At 70.3% G+C, this 17,502-nt stretch carries 14 protein-coding genes; 11 read left to right on the plus strand and 3 right to left on the minus strand.

Going from position 1 to position 17,502, the window contains the following annotated elements; genetic code table 11:
- Positions 1-84 precede the first annotated feature (84 nt).
- The 4 genes from AB0230_RS12635 (at position 85) to AB0230_RS12650 (ending at position 5,648) form a co-directional block, all read left to right on the plus strand.
- Entirely contained in the window at positions 85-543 is a 459-nt protein-coding gene (locus AB0230_RS12635) for a preprotein translocase subunit YajC (protein WP_298872885.1), read from the plus strand.
- A gap of 44 nt (positions 544-587) precedes the next feature.
- Positions 588-2,297 (plus strand): protein translocase subunit SecD, encoded by a 1,710-nt coding sequence (secD, locus tag AB0230_RS12640; protein WP_366376060.1) that lies wholly within the window; start codon positions 588-590, stop codon positions 2,295-2,297.
- Entirely contained in the window at positions 2,297-3,283 is a 987-nt protein-coding gene (gene secF / locus AB0230_RS12645; protein WP_315995739.1) for a protein translocase subunit SecF, read from the plus strand. The genes secD and secF overlap by 1 nt, the downstream gene beginning before the upstream one ends.
- A 115-nt stretch (positions 3,284-3,398) precedes the next feature.
- Positions 3,399-5,648 carry a bifunctional (p)ppGpp synthetase/guanosine-3',5'-bis(diphosphate) 3'-pyrophosphohydrolase gene (locus tag AB0230_RS12650; RefSeq protein ID WP_315995740.1) on the plus strand — a complete coding sequence of 750 codons (2,250 nt, stop codon included), beginning with the start codon at positions 3,399-3,401 and terminating at the stop codon, positions 5,646-5,648.
- Between the two features lie 30 nt (positions 5,649-5,678).
- Here the strand turns inward: AB0230_RS12650 and AB0230_RS12655 are convergent, their stop codons facing one another.
- The 3 genes from AB0230_RS12655 to AB0230_RS12665 form a co-directional block, all read right to left on the minus strand.
- Positions 5,679-6,260 carry a type IV toxin-antitoxin system AbiEi family antitoxin gene (locus AB0230_RS12655; RefSeq protein WP_363391557.1) on the minus strand — a complete coding sequence of 194 codons (582 nt, stop codon included), beginning with the start codon at positions 6,258-6,260 and terminating at the stop codon, positions 5,679-5,681.
- Positions 6,261-6,323: 63 nt separating this feature from the next.
- The gene (locus AB0230_RS12660) at positions 6,324-7,961 is read right to left on the minus strand and encodes a DUF349 domain-containing protein (RefSeq protein WP_366376063.1); all 1,638 of its coding nucleotides are present in this window, start codon (positions 7,959-7,961) and stop codon (positions 6,324-6,326) included.
- Positions 7,962-8,096: 135 nt separating this feature from the next.
- Positions 8,097-8,375, minus strand: coding sequence for a dioxygenase (locus AB0230_RS12665; RefSeq protein WP_363579030.1), 279 nt, complete (start codon positions 8,373-8,375; stop codon positions 8,097-8,099).
- Between the two features lie 114 nt (positions 8,376-8,489).
- Between AB0230_RS12665 and AB0230_RS12670 the strand changes: the two genes are divergently transcribed.
- The 7 genes from AB0230_RS12670 (at position 8,490) to AB0230_RS12700 (ending at position 17,501) form a co-directional block, all read left to right on the plus strand.
- Positions 8,490-9,899, plus strand: coding sequence for a replication-associated recombination protein A (locus AB0230_RS12670; RefSeq protein WP_366376065.1), 1,410 nt, complete (start codon positions 8,490-8,492; stop codon positions 9,897-9,899).
- Between the two features lie 185 nt (positions 9,900-10,084).
- A complete protein-coding gene (gene rpsD / locus AB0230_RS12675) occupies positions 10,085-10,714 on the plus strand; it encodes a 30S ribosomal protein S4 (RefSeq protein ID WP_076675537.1) in 630 nt (209 codons plus the stop codon).
- A gap of 726 nt (positions 10,715-11,440) precedes the next feature.
- The gene (locus AB0230_RS12680; RefSeq protein WP_315995745.1) at positions 11,441-11,728 is read left to right on the plus strand and encodes an ATPase; all 288 of its coding nucleotides are present in this window, start codon (positions 11,441-11,443) and stop codon (positions 11,726-11,728) included.
- A 65-nt stretch (positions 11,729-11,793) separates the two neighbouring features.
- Entirely contained in the window at positions 11,794-14,463 is a 2,670-nt protein-coding gene (gene alaS, locus AB0230_RS12685) for an alanine--tRNA ligase (protein ID WP_363391544.1), read from the plus strand.
- Positions 14,460-14,933 carry a Holliday junction resolvase RuvX gene (ruvX, locus tag AB0230_RS12690; RefSeq protein ID WP_363391541.1) on the plus strand — a complete coding sequence of 158 codons (474 nt, stop codon included), beginning with the start codon at positions 14,460-14,462 and terminating at the stop codon, positions 14,931-14,933. The genes alaS and ruvX overlap by 4 nt, the downstream gene beginning before the upstream one ends.
- Before the next feature lies 1 nt (position 14,934).
- Positions 14,935-16,671, plus strand: coding sequence for an endolytic transglycosylase MltG (gene mltG / locus AB0230_RS12695; protein WP_366376069.1), 1,737 nt, complete (start codon positions 14,935-14,937; stop codon positions 16,669-16,671).
- Positions 16,665-17,501: a shikimate dehydrogenase gene (locus AB0230_RS12700; RefSeq protein WP_366376071.1), complete on the plus strand. Its 837-nt coding sequence runs from the start codon at positions 16,665-16,667 to the stop codon at positions 17,499-17,501. The genes mltG and AB0230_RS12700 overlap by 7 nt, the downstream gene beginning before the upstream one ends.
- Position 17,502 lies beyond the last annotated feature (1 nt).

Below are 17,502 nucleotides of genomic sequence, written 5' to 3' on the forward strand. Positions count from 1 at the left end.
TCGGCGAGGGATTCCCCGACCCCCGCTTGACTCACGCTAGGCAGTGCCGCACGGCGCGCCTGACTCGAAAGGTGCACCGCCTCGATGGATATCGCCCGGTTCTTCGCTGATTACGGCATCGTCATCCTGCTCATCGCCCTGCTGATCTTCATGTTCTACAGCTCGCGGCGCCGCATGCAGAAGCAGAAGGCGGAGCTCGAGAAGAAGTCGCGCGAGACCGTTCCCGGCGCTGAGGTGCTCCTGCAGGGCGGCCTCTACGGCACCGTCGTCGAGTACGACGGCGTCGATCTCGACAAGCCCGCCCTGGTCGAGATCGCCCCCGGTGTGGTCATCAAGGTGCACAGCCAGGCCGTGCTGCGCATCGTCGACCCCGCTCAGGGCGCCGTCACCGAAGACGAGTTCATCGAGGCGGAGGAGACCGAGGCCGAGTACGTCGCCGGGGTCGCCGACGGCGACATCACCTCGATCAGCGACGACCAGCGCGCCGCCCGCCAGCACGCGGCCGACCCCGACCAGACCGACAAGGACCGCCCGCAGGCCTGACGCCCGCTCCGCCGTTCCCGCCCGCCGCACAGAAAGCCGACTCCGTGGCGCCCTCGACCCCTGTCCGTCATGCCTGGCGCGTACTGACCGGATTGCTCGCCATCGTCGGCGTGCTCTTCGGCATCAACGCGCTGGGCGTGTACGTCTTCAACGCAAGTTCCTGGACGCCCGAGCTCGCGCTCGACCTCCAGGGCGGGACGCAGATCATCCTGCAGGCCCAGACGACCGACGGGGCGGCCCCCGACAGCGAACAGCTGGCCCAGGCCGTCACGATCATCCGTCAGCGCGTCGACGCCTCGGGCGTCGGTGAGGCCGACGTCGCCACCGAGGGCGGGCGCAACATCGTCGTGCAGATCCCCGGTCAGGCCGACGACGCCACGCGTCAGCGCATCCAGAGCTCCGCACAGCTCCAGCTGCGGCCCGTGCTGTTCACGGGTTCGCCGGCGACGTCGTTCGTGGGCGAGGACGGCAGCAACACCCCGTACCCGACGCCCGACCCGAGCCTGCCGGCGACGCCCACCGCGTCGCCGACCAACGCGAGCGACCCCGCGTACATCACTCCCGCCCTCCAGGCCGAGTTCCTCTCCTACGACTGCGCCAACCCGCCGTCCAACCCCGCGCAGGCCCCGGCCGATCAGCCGATGATCACCTGCGACGTCAACGGGCAGGCGAAGTACATCCTCGGCCCGGTCGAGCTCGACGGAAACGACATCTCCGACGCCACCAACGGCCAGGAGCAGAACACGGGCCAGTGGGCCGTCAACCTCGTCTTCAACGACCAGGGCACTCAGAAGTTCGCCGACGTGAGCCAGCGTCTGTACGGAGCGCAGGCCCCGTTCAACCAGTTCGCCTTCGTCCTCGACGGCAGCGTGCTGTCGGCCCCGTCGATGAACGGCATCATCGTCGACGGTCGACCGAGCATCACCGGAAGCTTCACGCAGGAGTCGTCGAAGGCCCTCGCCGACCAGCTGAAGTACGGTGCCCTGCCGTTGAGCTTCACCGTCGTCAGCTCCGACACCGTCTCAGCCACCCTCGGCTCCCAGCAGCTCCAGGTCGGCTTCATCGCCGGGCTCATCGGCCTCGGTCTCGTGGCGATCTACTCGCTGATCGTGTACCGCGCCCTGGGCACCGTGATCATCGCGTCGCTCGCCGTGATGGCGGTGTTGACGTATCTCGCCCTGTGCATCCTGGCCTGGCGCGCGGGCTTCCGACTGTCCCTCGCGGGCGTCGCGGGCCTGATCGTGACGATCGGCTTCACGGCAGACTCGTTCATCGTCTACTTCGAACGCATCCGCGACGAGCTGCGCGACGGCAAGTCGATCACCGCGGCCGTCGAAGACGGATGGTCGCGCGCCAAGCGCACGATCTACATCTCGAAGTCGATCAACGTCCTCGCCGCCGTCGTGCTGTACATCCTGGCGGATGCCACGGTGAAGGGCTTCGCGTTCACGCTCGGACTCACGACCGCGATCGACGTCCTCATTTTCATCCTCTTCACGCACCCGGTCATGCAGCTGCTCGCGCGCACGCGTTTCTTCGGCTCGGGCCACCCGCTCTCGGGTATGGACCCGAACGCGCTCGGCGCGGTGTACCGGGGCCGTGCGCAGTTCCGCGCCCCGGTGGCCGATGCCGGTCGCGCCAAGCGGTCGCGCGGCGAAGCCCAGCGCCGCCAGACGATCGCTGAGCGCAAGCAGGCGGAACTCGCGGCCGCCGCGCGCGGCGATAGCGGCTCCACGAAGGAGGGAAGCGACTGATGCGCTCCATGTCGCAGCTCGGTAACGACCTCTACTCCGGGAAGACCTCCTTCCCGTTCGTGCAGCGTCGTCGCCTGTGGTTCATCATCGCGGCGGTCCTCGTGATCGGCGCCGCTCTCGTGCCGCTGTTCCGGCCCGTGCAGTTCTCGATCGAGTTCACCGGCGGGTCGCAGTTCACCGTGTCGAACCCGACCTCCTTCGATCAGGCCCTCGCCACCGACGCGGTCACCTCGGTCGTTCCGGGAGCGACGACCCGCGTCACGACGATCAGCGACCAGGCCGTTCGCGTGCAGACCGACCAGCTCGGCAGCGACGAGACGCAGGCCGTCTCGGCTGCCCTGGCCAGCGCGTACGACGTTCCTGCGTCGGAGGTCACCGACTCCTTCATCGGCCCCACCTGGGGTGCCGACGTCACGCGTCAGTCGTTGTGGGGTCTGTCGATCTTCCTCGCGCTGACATTCCTCATCCTCGCCCTGTACTTCCGCACGTGGAAGATGTCGGTCGCCGCGATCATTGGCCTCGTCGATGTTCTCGTCATCACGATCGGCGTCTACGCGGTCTTCGGTTTCGAGATCTCGCCCGCTGCCGTGATCGGCTTCCTCACGATCCTCTCCTACGCGCTCTACGACACCACCGTCGTCTTCGACAAGGTGCGGGAGAACACGAGAGAAGACGGGGAGATCTCCGGCCGCACGTTCGCCGAGTCGGTCAACCTCGCGGCGAACCAGACGCTGATCCGCTCCATCAACACGACCGTGGTCGCGATCCTGCCCGTCGGCGCAATCCTGTTCATCGGTGTACCGCTGGGAGCGCGGACGCTCAGCGACATCTCGCTGTCGATCTTCGTCGGCACCATCGTCGCGGCCTACTCGACCCTGTTCGTCGCCGTCCCGATGTACGCCCTGCTGCGCGAAGGCGAGAAGCCGATCGCCCAGCGCGATCAGCGCGTGCGCGCCGCCCGGGAGAAAGCCGGCATTCCGGCCTGATCACCGCAGCGCCCCGCGTACGCCCATCGTGCGCGCGTGAGCTCCCCCGACGTGCCCTCTTCGACACGTCGGGGGAGCGTAGACTTGATCGACTGGCCGTGAGGAAGGGGTGACGATGACAGAGACCGCCTCTTCTGCGCCGCCGCCGTCATCGCTGCGACGCCTGGTTCCGCGCATCTTCTCGCGCGCCGCCCGCCGCGACGACGTCGACAAACTGCTGCGAACTGTCCGTACGCATCACCCCAAGGGCGATCTCGCGATCATCGAGCGCGCATACGCCGTTGCCGACAAGGCGCACGACGGTCAGAAGCGCCAGAGCGGCGAGCCCTACATCACACACCCGCTCGCGGTCGCGCAGATCCTCGCCGAGCTGGGGCTCGGACCGAAGGCGATCGCCGCCGCCCTCCTGCACGACACGGTAGAGGACACGGGCTACCCGCTCGATGAGCTCGCGGCCGACTTCGGCGACGAGGTCGCCATGCTCGTCGACGGGGTCACCAAGCTCGACAAGGTCAAGTACGGCGACAGCGCTCAGGCCGAGACGGTGCGCAAGATGATCGTGGCGATGTCGAAAGACATCCGCGTCCTGCTCATCAAACTCGCCGACCGTCTGCACAACGCGCGCACGTGGGGCTTCGTGCCCCCGCACAAGGCCGCGAAGAAGGCCACCGAGACGCTGGAGATCTATGCGCCCCTGGCGCACCGTCTCGGCATCCAGGCCATCAAGAGCGAGCTCGAAGACCTCTCGTTCGCGGTCATGCATCCCAAGCTGTACGCCGAGATCGACAGCCTGGTGAAGCAGCGCACCCCGCAGCGCGAGCAGTACGTGCAGAACGTGATCGACGCGGTCGACGCCGATCTGCGCGAACTCCGTGTGCGCGGTCGGGTCATGGGCCGCCCGAAGCAGTTGTACTCCGTGTACCAGAAGATGGTCGTACGCGGCCGCGAGTTCGACGATATCTACGACCTCATCGGCATCCGCATCCTGGTCGGCACGGTTCGCGACTGCTACGCCGTGCTCGGCGCCATCCACGCGCGATGGACGCCCCTTCCCGGGCGGTTCAAGGACTACATCGCCACGCCCAAATTCAATCTCTACCAGTCGCTGCACACGACGGTGATCGGTCCCGGCGGCCGTACCGTCGAGATCCAGATCCGCACGAACGAGATGCACCAGCAGGCCGAGTTCGGTGTCGCCGCGCACTGGAAGTACAAAGAGCGCATGGCGGGCGGCAAGGCGGATGCCAAGGCCGTCGACGCCGACATGGCGTGGATCGCGCACATCTCCGACTGGCAGGCCGAAACCGCCGACCCGGGGGAGTTCCTCGACTCGCTGCGCTTCGAGATCGGCGCGAAAGAGGTCTACGTCTTCACGCCGAAGGGCCGGGTGGTCGGCCTTCCGACCGGGGCGACTCCGGTCGACTTCGCCTACGCCGTGCACACCGAGATCGGTCACCGCACGATGGGCGCCAAGGTGAACGGCCGCCTCGTGCCGCTCGAGTCGACCCTGCAGAGCGGCGACGTCGTCGAGGTGTTCACCTCGAAGAACCCCGACGCCGGCCCCAGCCAGGACTGGCTCGGATTCGTCAAGAGCACCCGTGCGCGCAACAAGATCCGCGGCTGGTTCACGAAGGAACGCCGCGAAGAGGCGATCGAGCAGGGTAAGGACTCCATCGCCCGCGCGATGCGGCGGCAGAACCTGCCGCTCCAGCGCCTGATGAACCAGGATTCCTTCACCGAGGTCGCCCGCGGTTTCCACTACGAGGACGTCTCGGCGCTGTACGCGGCCGTGGGCGAGGGGCACGTCTCCACCCAGTCGGTGATCGAGAAGGTCACCGCGCTGGTCAGCGCCGAGGAGACCAACACCGGACCGATCGACATCCCGGTGGGCCGCAGCCGCGCACCGCGCGGTGGCGATTCGGGTGTGCTCGTCCGTGGGGCGCCCGACATCCTGGTCAAGCTCGCCAAGTGCTGCACGCCGGTTCCGGGCGACGAGATCGTCGGCTTCGTGACCCGGGGCAGCGGCGTCTCGGTGCACCGGGGCGACTGCACCAACGTGCGGTCGCTGAAGGAGGAGCCCGACCGTCTCATCGATGTCGAGTGGGCCCCCACGACGAAGAGCGTGTTCCTGGTGCAGATCCAGGTCGAGGCTCTCGACCGCTCCGGCCTGCTGAGCGATGTGACGCGCGTGCTCAGCGAGCATCACGTCAACATCCTGTCCGCGACGGTGTCCACGACGAACGATCGACTCGCGCTGAGCAAGTTCGTCTTCGAGATGGGCGACACCGTCCACCTCGACCGCGTGCTCAATGCCGTGCGGCGCATCGACGCCGTGTACGACGTGTACCGCGTCACTTCGTCGTAGGCCGGGGATCCGCCACCCGACGACCTCGCGTCAGTCGTCGGCATCCGCCCCGGCCCCTTCCGCCGGGACGGCACCCGCGTCAGCGGCGGCACGGAGCAGACGGGTGGCGCGGTGGACATGCGGAAACCGCGGATGCCGCTCGAACCAGACCTCGGCATCCCTTCGAAGCAGCGGGTCGCGGTACGCCCATGCCCGCGCCGCGGCGATCTCCTCGCGGGCGTCGGATCGGGCCAGATCGACGAGCGTCCGCGCGGGGGTGCTGACGGGAACCCCGGCGACCGACATGATGTCGTCGGCCGGGAGGCGCACGTCGTGGAACACGGCGCGAAGGTCGCATCCCGCGCGGACACGGGCGGCGCGGACGCGTTGCAGGTGATGGATCGCCGGCTCCTGGGCGATGCCACCGTGCACCCATGCCGCGGTCAGACGGATGGCTGCCCACCGATCGCCGAGCAGGGGCGCCACACTGCGCGCGCGCATCCACTTCGTCTCCGCCGCGTCAGCGGGCATGTAGCCCTCGCCCAGAGGAACGAGCGCCCCGTCGAGGCACGCCGCCGTGAGCTCGGCGAGCGAGAGTCTTTCGTCGGCGAAGAAGAGAAAGGGCGACACCATCCCGCCAGTGTGGCGGAGCGGTGTCGCCCCTGACGGCGAACCGTCGGATCTGTGGAGAGCTGGTCAGCCGCCCAGGGCGCGCAGCCAGGTACGACGCGCCTCGAGCGCCTCCGAGGCCTGCGCGGCGGCACGCTTGTCTCCGCGTGCCTCGGCCTCGGCGAGCTCGGCCTCGAGCTTGTCGATCGCGTCGGTGAGCTGACGCGTCATGTCGTTCGCACGCGCCTTCTGCTCCGGATCGTTGCGCTTCCAGTCAGCGTCTTCGCGCGTGCGCACGGACTGCTCGATCTTGCGGAGCTCGTCGTCGAGGGTGCGCTCCTTGTCGCGCGGGAAAATACGACCGATCTCGTCCCACTGACGCTGGATCGCCGTGAGCTTCTGACGGGCCGTCGCGAGGTTCTTCTCGTCGACGATGGGCGCCGCTTGCTCGAGCAGGGCGCGCTTCTGCTCGATCTTCTCCTTGGACGCTTCGGCGTCAGCCGTCTCGCGCTCGATGCGAGCACCGTACAGCGCGTCACCGGCCGCCTTGAACCGCGCCCACAGGGCGTCGTCGACCTTGCGGCCCGCGCGGCCCGAAGCCTTCCAGGCATCGAGCAGATCGCGGTACGCCCCGATGCCGTCCTCCCCGCGGGGAGCGAGCGCCTCAGCGCGCTCGACGAGGCGGGTCTTCGCCTCGCGGGCGGCCTTGTGCGTCTCATCGAGCGACGAGAAGAACTCCCGCCGGTGGCGGTCGACCGTCGCACGGGCGTCGCGGAAACGACGCCACAGCTGCTGCGCCGTGGACTTCGACAGACGCGGGCCGTTCTGCTGATGGGCCTGCCACCGGTCGAACAGGGCCGCCATGTCGGCGGTCATCTGCTTCCACTGCACCGACTGCGGATCGCGGGCGGCCAGGGCCTCGGCCTCTTCGACGATCGCGGTGCGCTCGCGCACCGCCTCCTCGGATGCCTGCTTGTTGGCGACGGCCTCGGTCTCGCTCGCCTCGGCGAGCTCGGCCGTGAGGGCGTCGACGCGGCCGAGGAGGGCGCCGAGGTCGCCGACCGCGGCGGCTCCGTCGAGCTTCGCACGCAGCGTCTTCGCGGTCGATCGGAGATCGGATGCCGAGGCTCCGCCGCGACGATGACGGGTCTCGAGCAGCGTCACCTCGCCGGCCAGGTCGGCGAACTTGCGCTGGAAGTAGGCGAGGGCCTCCGCGGGGGTGCCGTCGGGGTACTGACCCACTACGCGCCAGCCGTCGCCCTCTCGGACCGAGACCGTGCCCTCGTCGTCGACGCGACCCCAGGGCTGGCTCGCCGTCTTCGACGCCGTGGCGCCGGGCGGGGGACCGGGGATGCGTGCGCCCGGTACGGGGCGCGCGGCGGGCTGCGGCGCGGCGGGGGTGTCCGCAGCCTCGGGCGCATCGGCTGCCGGTTCGGCGGACTCGGCGTCGGCGGTCTCCGCCTCGGCGGTGCCGGGCTCATCGGAGGAGGAGCCCGCCGCGTCATCAGTCGGCTCGGGCGCAGCCTCGGCCGCGTCGACGGCGTCCGTCGACTCGTCGGCGGGGGTCGCGGCATCCGCCGACTCGTCGGTCGCGGAGGAGGCCGAAGGCGCGGGCGCCTCGGCATCCGTGTTGTCGGCCGCGATCTCGGTCGCGGCGGGATCGACCTCGGGGGTGCTCGCGTCGTCGCGCGGGTCGGAGGTCTCGGGGGAGGGAACGGAAGTCACGGGTAGCACCTCATCGCGGCAGAACCGCCTGGGGGAGAAGGACCCTCCGAGCCTAGTACGAGCGACCGCGCCGCCACAGGTGCGTGGACCGCGGGGGATAGGCGTCGACCTTCTCGCCGCCGACGAGGCGGCGGGTCAGGGAGCCGTCGTCGGAGCTGTGGTCGGCGACGCGGGCGACTCGGTCACGGGTGCAGACGGGCTCTGCGCCGGTGCGGGCGCGCCCGGGCCGGCGACGAAGTACGCCGTCTGCGCACCGACCGCCCCGGCGATGACGACGAGACCGATCACGACGCCGAGCACGTCGTCGCGGGTGCGACGGCGGCGCTGACGCTCGTGAAGGGCGACGCGGACCTGATAGGCGCGGGCTCGCTCGCGTTGTTCCCGCGTCTGCCGGTCTTTCCCGCGCGTCGCCACATCGACCTCCTCCGCCCGCCACCGGGCTCCTCGATCCTACAAAGCCCGCGAGCAGGCGTCCGCGGGGCCGCCGCGCTCGGGACCGGTGTCGGAGGCCGCGGTTAGCCTGGAGGGGTGACACCCTCCTCCGCGCTGTTCCAGGGCCAGACGCCGCTCGCGGTCCGGATGCGCCCGGTGAGCCTCGACGAGGTGGCGGGTCAGGGGCATCTGCTGCGCCCCGGGTCGCCGCTCGTCACCCTCGCCACCACCGATTCCTCGGCATCCGGGGCTGCGGTCTCCGTCATCCTCTGGGGTCCGCCCGGCACCGGCAAGACGACCCTGGCTCAGGCCATCGCGCGCTCGTCGGGGCGACGGTTCGTGGAGCTCTCGGCCATCACCGCAGGGGTGAAAGACGTGCGGGAGGTCATGCAGGAGGCGCTGACGCAGCGCGATCTGTACGGACAGTCCACCATCCTGTTCCTCGACGAGATCCACCGCTTCACCAAGGCGCAGCAGGACGCCCTCCTCCCCGGCGTCGAGAACGGGTGGGTGGTGCTGATCGCGGCGACCACCGAGAACCCGTCGTTCTCGGTCATCTCGCCCCTGCTGTCGCGGTCGCTGCTGCTGACCCTGCGCCCGCTCGGCGACGACGACCTGGGCGCGCTCGTCGATCGCGCGGTCACCGACCCGCGCGGTCTCGCCGGACGCGTCGTGCTCGACGACGACGCCCGAGCCGCACTCGTGCGTCTGGCATCCGGCGACGCGCGCCGCGCGCTCACCGCGCTCGAGGCCGCTGCGTCGGTCGCGGGCGACGACGGGGGATCCCCGAGCGACGTCACCCGCTCGGGAGGGGACGAGGACGACGATGACGACGACCGGGCCCCGTTCGAGCTGACGGAGACGGAGCCACCCGTCATCACGGCCGACCACATCGCGCAGGCCGTCGATCGCGCTCTGCTCCGTTACGACCGCCAGGGCGACGAGCACTACGACGTCATCAGCGCCTTCATCAAGTCGGTGCGCGGCTCCGACCCGGATGCCGCGATCCACTACCTCGCGCGAATGATCGAGGCCGGCGAAGACCCCCGGTTCATCGCGCGCCGACTGGTCATCTCCGCCGCGGAGGACATCGGCATGGCCGACCCGCAGGCGCTGCAGATCGCCGTGGCCGCCGCAGACGCCGTCGCCTTCATCGGTATGCCCGAAGGGCGCATCCCGCTCGCCGAGGCGACGATCTACCTCGCGACCACGGCCAAGTCGAACGCCGCGTACAACGCCATCAACGCCGCGATCGCCGATGTGCGAGCCGGCGGGTTCGGGCGCGTGCCGATGCACCTGCGCGACGCCCACTACCCGGGCGCCAAGCGGCTCGGACACGGCAAGGGATACAAGTACGCCCACGACAGCGAGATCGGCATCGTCGCCCAGCAGTACCTGCCCGACGAACTCCGCGGGCGCCGGTATTACGAGCCGACCACCCACGGCACCGAACGCGACGTATCGGCGCGGTTGGAGAAGATCAGACGCATCCTCGAGGGGAAGTGACGCGTGCAGGGGTTCCCCGGGGCGCTCTGATAGCATGAACCGGCTCGAAACAGGGTTTTCGGGCATCCCCTCCTTTCTGTGATCACCTACCGACGCGCCCCGGCGTGCGCGTCGGATCGGGCGGAAGGGGGCGATACGCCCGTGAGCCGTGAAAGGCGCGGCCACGTCATCGGAAGGAGAACTTCGTGACCACGAAGTCTCAGGACCGCCGCAAGGTGCGTCTGTCGCGCGCCCTCGGCGTCGCACTCACCCCCAAGGCCGCCCGCTACCTCGAGAAGCGTCCCTACGCTCCCGGCGAGCACGGTCGCACCAAGCGCAAGGCCGACAGCGACTACGCCGTCCGTCTGCGCGAGAAGCAGCGTCTGCGCGAGCAGTACGGCATCCGCGAGAAGCAGCTGCGCATCGCGTTCAACGAGGCCCGCCGCACCGACGGCCTGACCGGTGAGAACCTGGTCGAGCTGCTCGAGATGCGTCTGGACGCCCTCGTCGTGCGTTCGGGCTTCGCCCGCACCACCGCGCAGGCCCGTCAGCTCGTCGTGCACCGCCACATCATGGTCGACGGCCAGCTCGTGGACCGCCCGTCGTTCCGCGTGAAGCCGGGTCAGCAGATCCACGTCAAGCCCAAGAGCGAGGGTCTCGAGCCCTTCCAGGTCGCCGCCGCCGGCGGGCACGCGGAAGTGCTGCCCCCCGTCCCGGGCTACCTCGAGGTCGACCTCTCGACGCTGCAGGCGAAGCTCGTGCGTCGCCCCAAGCGCGCCGAGGTGCCCGTCACGTGTGACGTGCAGCTCGTCGTCGAGTACTACGCCGCCCGCTGATCTCAGCGAGCAGCGAAGGGCGTCGGGTTCTCCCGGCGCCCTTCGCGGTTTCAGGACGCGCTCTCGCGCTGCCCTCCGTCGTCCGGGTCGCGCTCTCGCGCGGCCCTCTGTCGTCTGGGATGCGCTCTCGCGCGACTCTCTGCCGTCCGGGTCGCGCTCACGCGCGGCTCTCTGCTGTCCGGGTCGCGCTCTCGCGCGGCCCCTTGTCACTTCTGGGGCCGTTGGCGGCCTGTGGAGCTGACGCTGTAGTGTGCGGCGAACATCGATCGCCGCCGTTCGACTGCCCGAGACAGCGGATCGTGCCCGGCCTCACCGCCCATCGGCGGCAAACGAACGAAAAGGCCACGCGCTCGCTCGCCTTAGAACGCCGCCCCTCACCGAGCCACCGACCACCCGCGGCAAACGAACGAAGACGCCACGTGCTCGCTCGCCCCAGAACGCCGCCCCTCACCGAGCCACCGACCACCCGCGGCAAACGAACCAAGACGCCACGTGCTCGCTCGCCCCAGAACGCCGCCCCTCACCGAGCCACCGACCACCTACGGCAATCGCACGCAGAGGTGCCGGTCCTGCTGCCCCGGTCGGCACCCACGCGAGTGTGCAGTCGCATCCGGTACGCGGTGGACTCCGGGGAGTCGGCATCCACAGGTCTCTTGCACGAGGCACGGGGGCCGTCGCCTACGATGAAGGATGCCGCGACCGCGGCGTCGCCTCGAGGAAGAAGTCGTGATCGTGAAAAGCCTCTTCTGGTTCGCGCTGGGGATCGCCGGCGGATTCGTCGCCGCGCATCTCGTCAACAAGGACCCCCGCGGTCAGGAGTTGCTCGCCCAGCTCGATTCGCGGATCGGGGAGTTCACCGACCACATGAGCGACGCCTACCACCAGCAGGAGACCCGCCTGTCGGAGATCATCGACGACGCCAAGGGCGTCGCCGCCTCCGCGGTCGACCGGGCCTCCGAGGCGATCGGCGACGCCGCCGCCTCCGCGAAGACCGCGGCATCCTCGACCGACTGACCTCCCCGGCATCCGGCCCCCGATGACCCGGGGTCGGCCACCGCACGCGCACGGAAAGACCCGCCATGAAAACCGCCGAGATCGCCCAGCGCTTCCTCGACTTCTTCGAGAAGAAGAACCACACGATCGTCCCCTCGGCCTCGCTCGTCACCGACGACCCGGCCCTGCTGTTCACCGTGGCGGGCATGGTGCCCTTCATCCCGTATCTCAGCGGCGTCGTGCCGCCGCCCTACCCGCGTGCGGCGGACGTGCAGAAGTGCATCCGCACCAACGACATCGAAGAGGTCGGCAAGACCCCGCGGCACGGCACGTTCTTCCAGATGCTCGGCAACTGGTCGTTCGGCGACTACTTCAAGGAAGACGCGATCCGCTTCGCCTGGGAGCTGTTGACCGCGCCCGAGTCCGAGGGCGGCCTGGCCTTCGACCCGAAGGACCTCTGGGTCACCGTCTACGAGGAGGACGACGAGGCTCGCGACCTCTGGCTGAAGCTCAGCACCCTGCCCGACGAGCGCATCCAGCGCCTCGGGAAGGACACGAACTACTGGTCGACGGGCCTTCCCGGCCCCGCGGGCCCCTGCTCGGAGATCTTCTTCGACCGCGGTCCGGACTACGGCATCGACGGCGGTCCCGCGACCGACGACGACCGGTACGTGGAGATCTGGAACCTCGTGTTCATGCAGTACGAGATCACGAACGTGCGCTCGAAGTACGACTTCGACATCGTCGGAGAGCTCCCCGCGAAGAACATCGACACCGGCATGGGCCTCGAACGCATCGCGTTCATCAAGCAGGGCGTCGACAACATGTACGAGACCGACCAGGTGCGCCCCGTGCTCGACCTGGCGGCGAAGCTGGCCGGCAAGGCGTACGGCGCCGAGTCGCATGAGGACGACGTGCGCCTGCGCATCGTCGCCGACCACGTGCGTTCGTCGCTCATGCTGCTCGCCGACGGAGTGACCCCCTCGAACGAGGGCCGCGGCTACATCCTGCGCCGCATCATGCGTCGCGCGATCCGCTCGATGCGCCTGCTCGGCGTCGAGGGAGCCACCTTCCCCGAGCTGTTCGCCGCCTCGCGCGACGCGATGAAGGAGTCGTACCCCGAGGTCGAGACCGACTACGCCCGTCTCTCGGCCTACGCGATCGCCGAGGAGCAGACGTTCCTCCGCACCCTCGCGGCCGGCTCCGCGATCCTCGACCAGTCGGTCGCCGAGGCCAAGACCGGCGGCGGCACGACGCTGTCGGGCTCCGAGGCGTTCCTGCTGCACGACACGTACGGCTTCCCGATCGACCTCACGCTCGAGATCGCCGAAGAGGCCGGGCTGTCGGTCGACCGCGGCGCGTTCGACCAGCTCATGCTGGAGCAGCGCACGCGTGCCAAGGCCGATGCGCGTGCCCGCAAGGGTGCCATCGCCGACCAGAGCGCGTACCGCGAGTTCCGCGCGCTCGGCGAGACCGTGTTCACCGGATACACCGAGCTGCAGACCGAGTCGAAAGTCCTTGGCATCCTGGTCCAGGGGCAGGGGACCGACCGCGCCTCGGAGGGTCAGATCGCCGAGGTCATCCTGTCCGAGACCGCCCTCTACGCAGAATCCGGCGGCCAGGTCGCCGACAAGGGCGTCATCGTGGGCCCGGGTTACGAGCTCGAGGTGCTCGACGTGCAACGTCCCGTGCCGGGTCTGGTCAGCCACACGGTCGAGGTGACCACCGGTGAGGTCGCCGTGGGCGCACCCGCCACCACCGTCGTCGACGGACTCAACCGCCACGCGGCGCAGCAGGCGCACACCGCCACGCACCTCGTGCACGCGGCGATCCGCGACACTCTCGGCAAGACCGCGACGCAGACCGGGTCGCTCAACCGTGCCGGCTACATGCGCTTCGACTTCAGCTGGGGCTCGGCGCTCTCTCCCGAGACCCGCACCGAGATCGAGGACATCGCCAACAACGCCGTCCGCGACAACCTCGAGGTCACCACGCGCGTGATGTCGCTCGACGAGGCGAAGGCCGCGGGCGCCATGGCCCTGTTCGGCGAGAAGTACGGCGACACCGTGCGCATGGTCGACATCGGCGGCCCGTGGTCGCGCGAGCTCTGCGGCGGCACGCACGTCGCGCGCAGCGCCGAGATCGGCCTCGTGAACCTCGTGGGCGAGCAGTCGGTCGGCGCCTCGAACCGACGCGTGGAGGCGCTCGTCGGCCTCGACGCCTTCCGTGACCTCGCCGCGGAGCGCGCGATCGTCTCGCAGCTGTCGACGTCGCTCAAGACACCGCGCGAGCAGTTGACCAACCGCATCGCCGAGCTCGCCGCGAGCCTCAAGGCCGCCGAGAAGAAGATCGCCGCCTTCGAGGCACAGGCCCTCACCGGCCGCCTGCCGCAGCTGGTGGAGTCGGCGGTGGCCGTCGGCACCGTCAAGGTCGTGGCGCAGAGTCTCGGCGAGGGCGCCTCGGCCGACGACGTGCGCTCCCTGGCCCTGCAGGTGCGCGACCGCCTCGGCAGCGACCCCGCGGTCGTCGCCCTCGGTTCGGTCGCCGGCGGCCGCGCGACGGTCGTCGTCGTCACGAACGACGCGGCACGCGAGCGCGGTCTCGCCGCCGGTGCCCTCGCGAAGGCCGCAGCCGCCGTGCTCGGCGGCGGCGGCGGCGGTCGTCCCGACGTCGCGCAGGGAGGCGGAACGGATGCCGCGGCCCTGCCGCAGGCGCTCGACGGCATCGTCGCCGACGTGCGGGCGACGACCGCGTGACGGAGTTCCGACGCGGCATCCGTCTGGGGATCGACGTCGGGCGCGCCCGCGTGGGCGTCGCCCGCTCGGACCCGGACGGCGTGCTGGCCGTGCCCGTCGAGACGGTGCCGCGCAAAGGCGAGCCGGTGCGCCGGATCGCCGCACTGGCAGCCGAGTACGAGGCGTTCGAGGTGCTGGTGGGTCTGCCGCTCAACCTCCGCGGGGAGGACACCCCGTCGACCACCGATGCACGGAGATTCGCCGAGCAGCTCGCATCCGCTCTGCCCATACCGGTGCGGCTGGTCGACGAGCGACTGAGCACCGTGTCGGCGCACGGCGTGCTGCGGGAGGCAGGTCGTTCCCAGCGCGACTCTCGTAGCATTGTGGATCAAGTCGCCGCTGTGGTGCTGCTGCAGCAGGCGCTCGACGTGGAGCGACAGTCCGGCGAGCCGGCCGGACCCGCCGTATCACCGGGACAGGAGCCCGCCTGACATGCCCGAGAACCAGCCCCCCGAGAGCGATCCGTTCGCCGACCTGTACGGTCGCCTGCCCGACCCGCGCAGCGGCGCGCGCGCGGCCGACGATTCGGCCGACGCCGCTCCGCCCTCGCGTCGCGCTGCTCGTGAGGCGCGCCGCGCGCAGACCGGCCCGACCGACACGACACCCGCCGTCGCCGCGGCCCCCGCCCCGGACGGTGCCGCCGCCCCGGCGCCCCGGTTCGACGCGGCGCGACGCGCGCCGGAGGAGACCTCCGCGCCGGAGCCCACCCGCGCCGCGGAGCGCATGCCCGCGCCGCGTGCCGCCGAGCCCGCGCCGCGCACCGCCGCACCCACCCCGGCGCCCCGCGCCACCGAGCCCGCGTCCGCGCCGCGAGCCACCGACGCGGCCGCAGCCACGGCATCCGCCTCATCCTCCGACGTCGCACGCGACGGCGGAGCATCCGCGCCCGGACCCCGCCGGACGAGCGCGCCGGCGACGATCGACGACGTCTCGCGCGAGGCGCAGCCGGCGCTGATCGGTTCCGCGACGGCCGGACGCCCCGCTCCGGGTGCCGCCGGCATGGCCTCCGGGTCGCTCGAAGACCTCTTCACCGGCCAGACCACGACCCACGAGATCGGCCACGCCGCGCCCCGCGCCCCCAAGAAGCGCCGTCGCGTCGGCGGCTGGATCGCCCTCGCCGTGGTCCTGGTGCTGCTCGGCGGCATCGCCGCGGGCGGCATGGTCGTCTGGAACACCTACGGCGATCGCATCCAGGCGTTCTTGGGCAACGGCGAGCCCCTCGACTACGAGGCGGGGCAGGCCACGGGCGAGGCCCGCGTCACCATCGTCTCGGGCGACACGGGGGAGTCCGTCTCACCGAAGCTGTTCGAGGCCGGCATCACGAAGGCCTCGAATTCGCTCTACAAGTACATGGTCGACAACTCCGTCGCCTTCACCTTCCAGCCGGGCGTCTACAAGCTGCAGCAGCAGATGACGTCGGAGGCGGTCCTGGCCGCTCTCCGCGACCCCGCGAGCCGTCTGGACTACTCCGTGCAGCTGCGCGAGGGGCTCACCCTGACGCAGTCGCTCGACGTCATCTCCGAGCAGCTGAGCATCCCGCGCGCCGATCTCGACGCCGCCGCCGCCGACCCGTCGGTGTACGGCGTGCCCGCCTCGACGCTCGAGGGGTGGATCTTCCCGGCGACCTACGACTTCGACGAGGGCGTCACCGCCCAGCAGGTCATCGAACGCATGGTGCAGCGCACCATCCAGTCGCTCGACGCCGCGGGGGTCCCGGAGCCCGACCGGGAGCGCATCCTCATCGTCGCATCGATCATCGAACGCGAGGCGCGCAGCAGCGAGGACTTCTACAAGGTCTCGCGAGTGATCGAGAACCGCCTCCAGCCCGACAACACCGAGACCCACGGCCTGCTGCAGATGGACTCGACCGCCCAGTACGGCGCGGGAGAACTGGATGCCGGGTCGTCGTCGTCGTCCGAGAACGCGCTCACCAGCGACAACCCGTGGAACACCTACGTGCGCCCGGGTCTGCCGATCGGGCCCATCGCCAACCCCGGCGATCTCGCGATCGACGCGGCGATGAAGCCGGTGGACGGCTCGTGGTACTACTTCACCACCGTCAACCTCGCCACCGGCGAGACGGTGTTCTCGACGACCTACGCCGACCAGTTGAAGGCCGTGGACCAGTTCCGTGCGTGGTGTCGCGAGAACCCCGACGGCGGATGCTGACCGACGCCACCCGGTTGGCCGTCTGGGGCGACCCGATCGCGCATTCGCGGTCGCCCCGGCTGCACGCCGCCGCGTACAGCGTGCTCGGACTCGACTGGGAGTACGGACGGCGACGCGTCGACGAGGCGACCTTCGCCACGGAGTTCGACGGGTTGGACGCCACCTGGCGCGGCCTGTCGTTGACGATGCCGTTGAAGCACGTCGCGGCCGCCCGGGCCACCACCCTCGACGATGACGCGCGATTAACCGGCGCCGTCAACACCTACCTGCTGACCGACGGGGGAGCCCACGGCTTCAACACGGACGTGGGCGGACTCGCCCGCGCCCTCGACGAGGTCGGCGTGCGCCGACCCGAGCGCGTGCGCGTGCTGGGCGCGGGAGCGACGGCGACCTCGGCCCTCGTCTCGGCGGCCCGCGCCGGAGCGGTCGAGGTGGAGGTACGGGCTCGACGCCCCGAAGCGGCAGCGGTCCTCGCCGAACTGGGGGCGCTCCTGGGCGTCGCGGTGCGGACCGCGCCTCTCGACGCGCCGGATCACGTCCAGGTCGACACCACCATCGCCGCCCTGCCCGGCGGCACCGACCTCGGCGCCCTCGCGGGGGCGCTGGCGTCCACGTCCGGGCCCCTCGTCGACGTCGTCTACGGCGGCTGGCCCACACCTCTGGCGCGGGCCTGGGAGAGCGCCGGGGTGGCCGCGCACGACGGGCTCACGATGCTGCTGCACCAGGCACTGCTGCAGGTGCGCGTCTTCGTCGCCGGTGACCCTGCGCAGCCACTCGTCCACGAGGACGAGGTGCTGGCCGCAATGCGCATCGCGCTCGTGGGAGACTAGA

The organism is Microbacterium sp. NPDC089190, from assembly GCF_040701795.1.
Taxonomy (GTDB): domain Bacteria; phylum Actinomycetota; class Actinomycetes; order Actinomycetales; family Microbacteriaceae; genus Microbacterium; species Microbacterium galbum.

What these genes read in the sequence shown, in the direction of transcription:
- AB0230_RS12635 (WP_298872885.1), top strand. Translation starts at nt 85, where the DNA reads ATGGATATCGCCCGGTTCTTCGCTGATTACGGCATCGTCATCCTGCTC.
- secF (WP_315995739.1), top strand. Translation starts at nt 2,297, where the DNA reads ATGCGCTCCATGTCGCAGCTCGGTAACGACCTCTACTCCGGGAAGACC.
- AB0230_RS12650 (WP_315995740.1), top strand. Translation starts at nt 3,399, where the DNA reads ATGACAGAGACCGCCTCTTCTGCGCCGCCGCCGTCATCGCTGCGACGC.
- AB0230_RS12655 (WP_363391557.1), bottom strand. Translation starts at nt 6,260, where the DNA reads ATGGTGTCGCCCTTTCTCTTCTTCGCCGACGAAAGACTCTCGCTCGCC.
- alaS (WP_363391544.1), top strand. Translation starts at nt 11,794, where the DNA reads ATGAAAACCGCCGAGATCGCCCAGCGCTTCCTCGACTTCTTCGAGAAG.
- mltG (WP_366376069.1), top strand. Translation starts at nt 14,935, where the DNA reads ATGCCCGAGAACCAGCCCCCCGAGAGCGATCCGTTCGCCGACCTGTAC.
- AB0230_RS12700 (WP_366376071.1), top strand. Translation starts at nt 16,665, where the DNA reads ATGCTGACCGACGCCACCCGGTTGGCCGTCTGGGGCGACCCGATCGCG.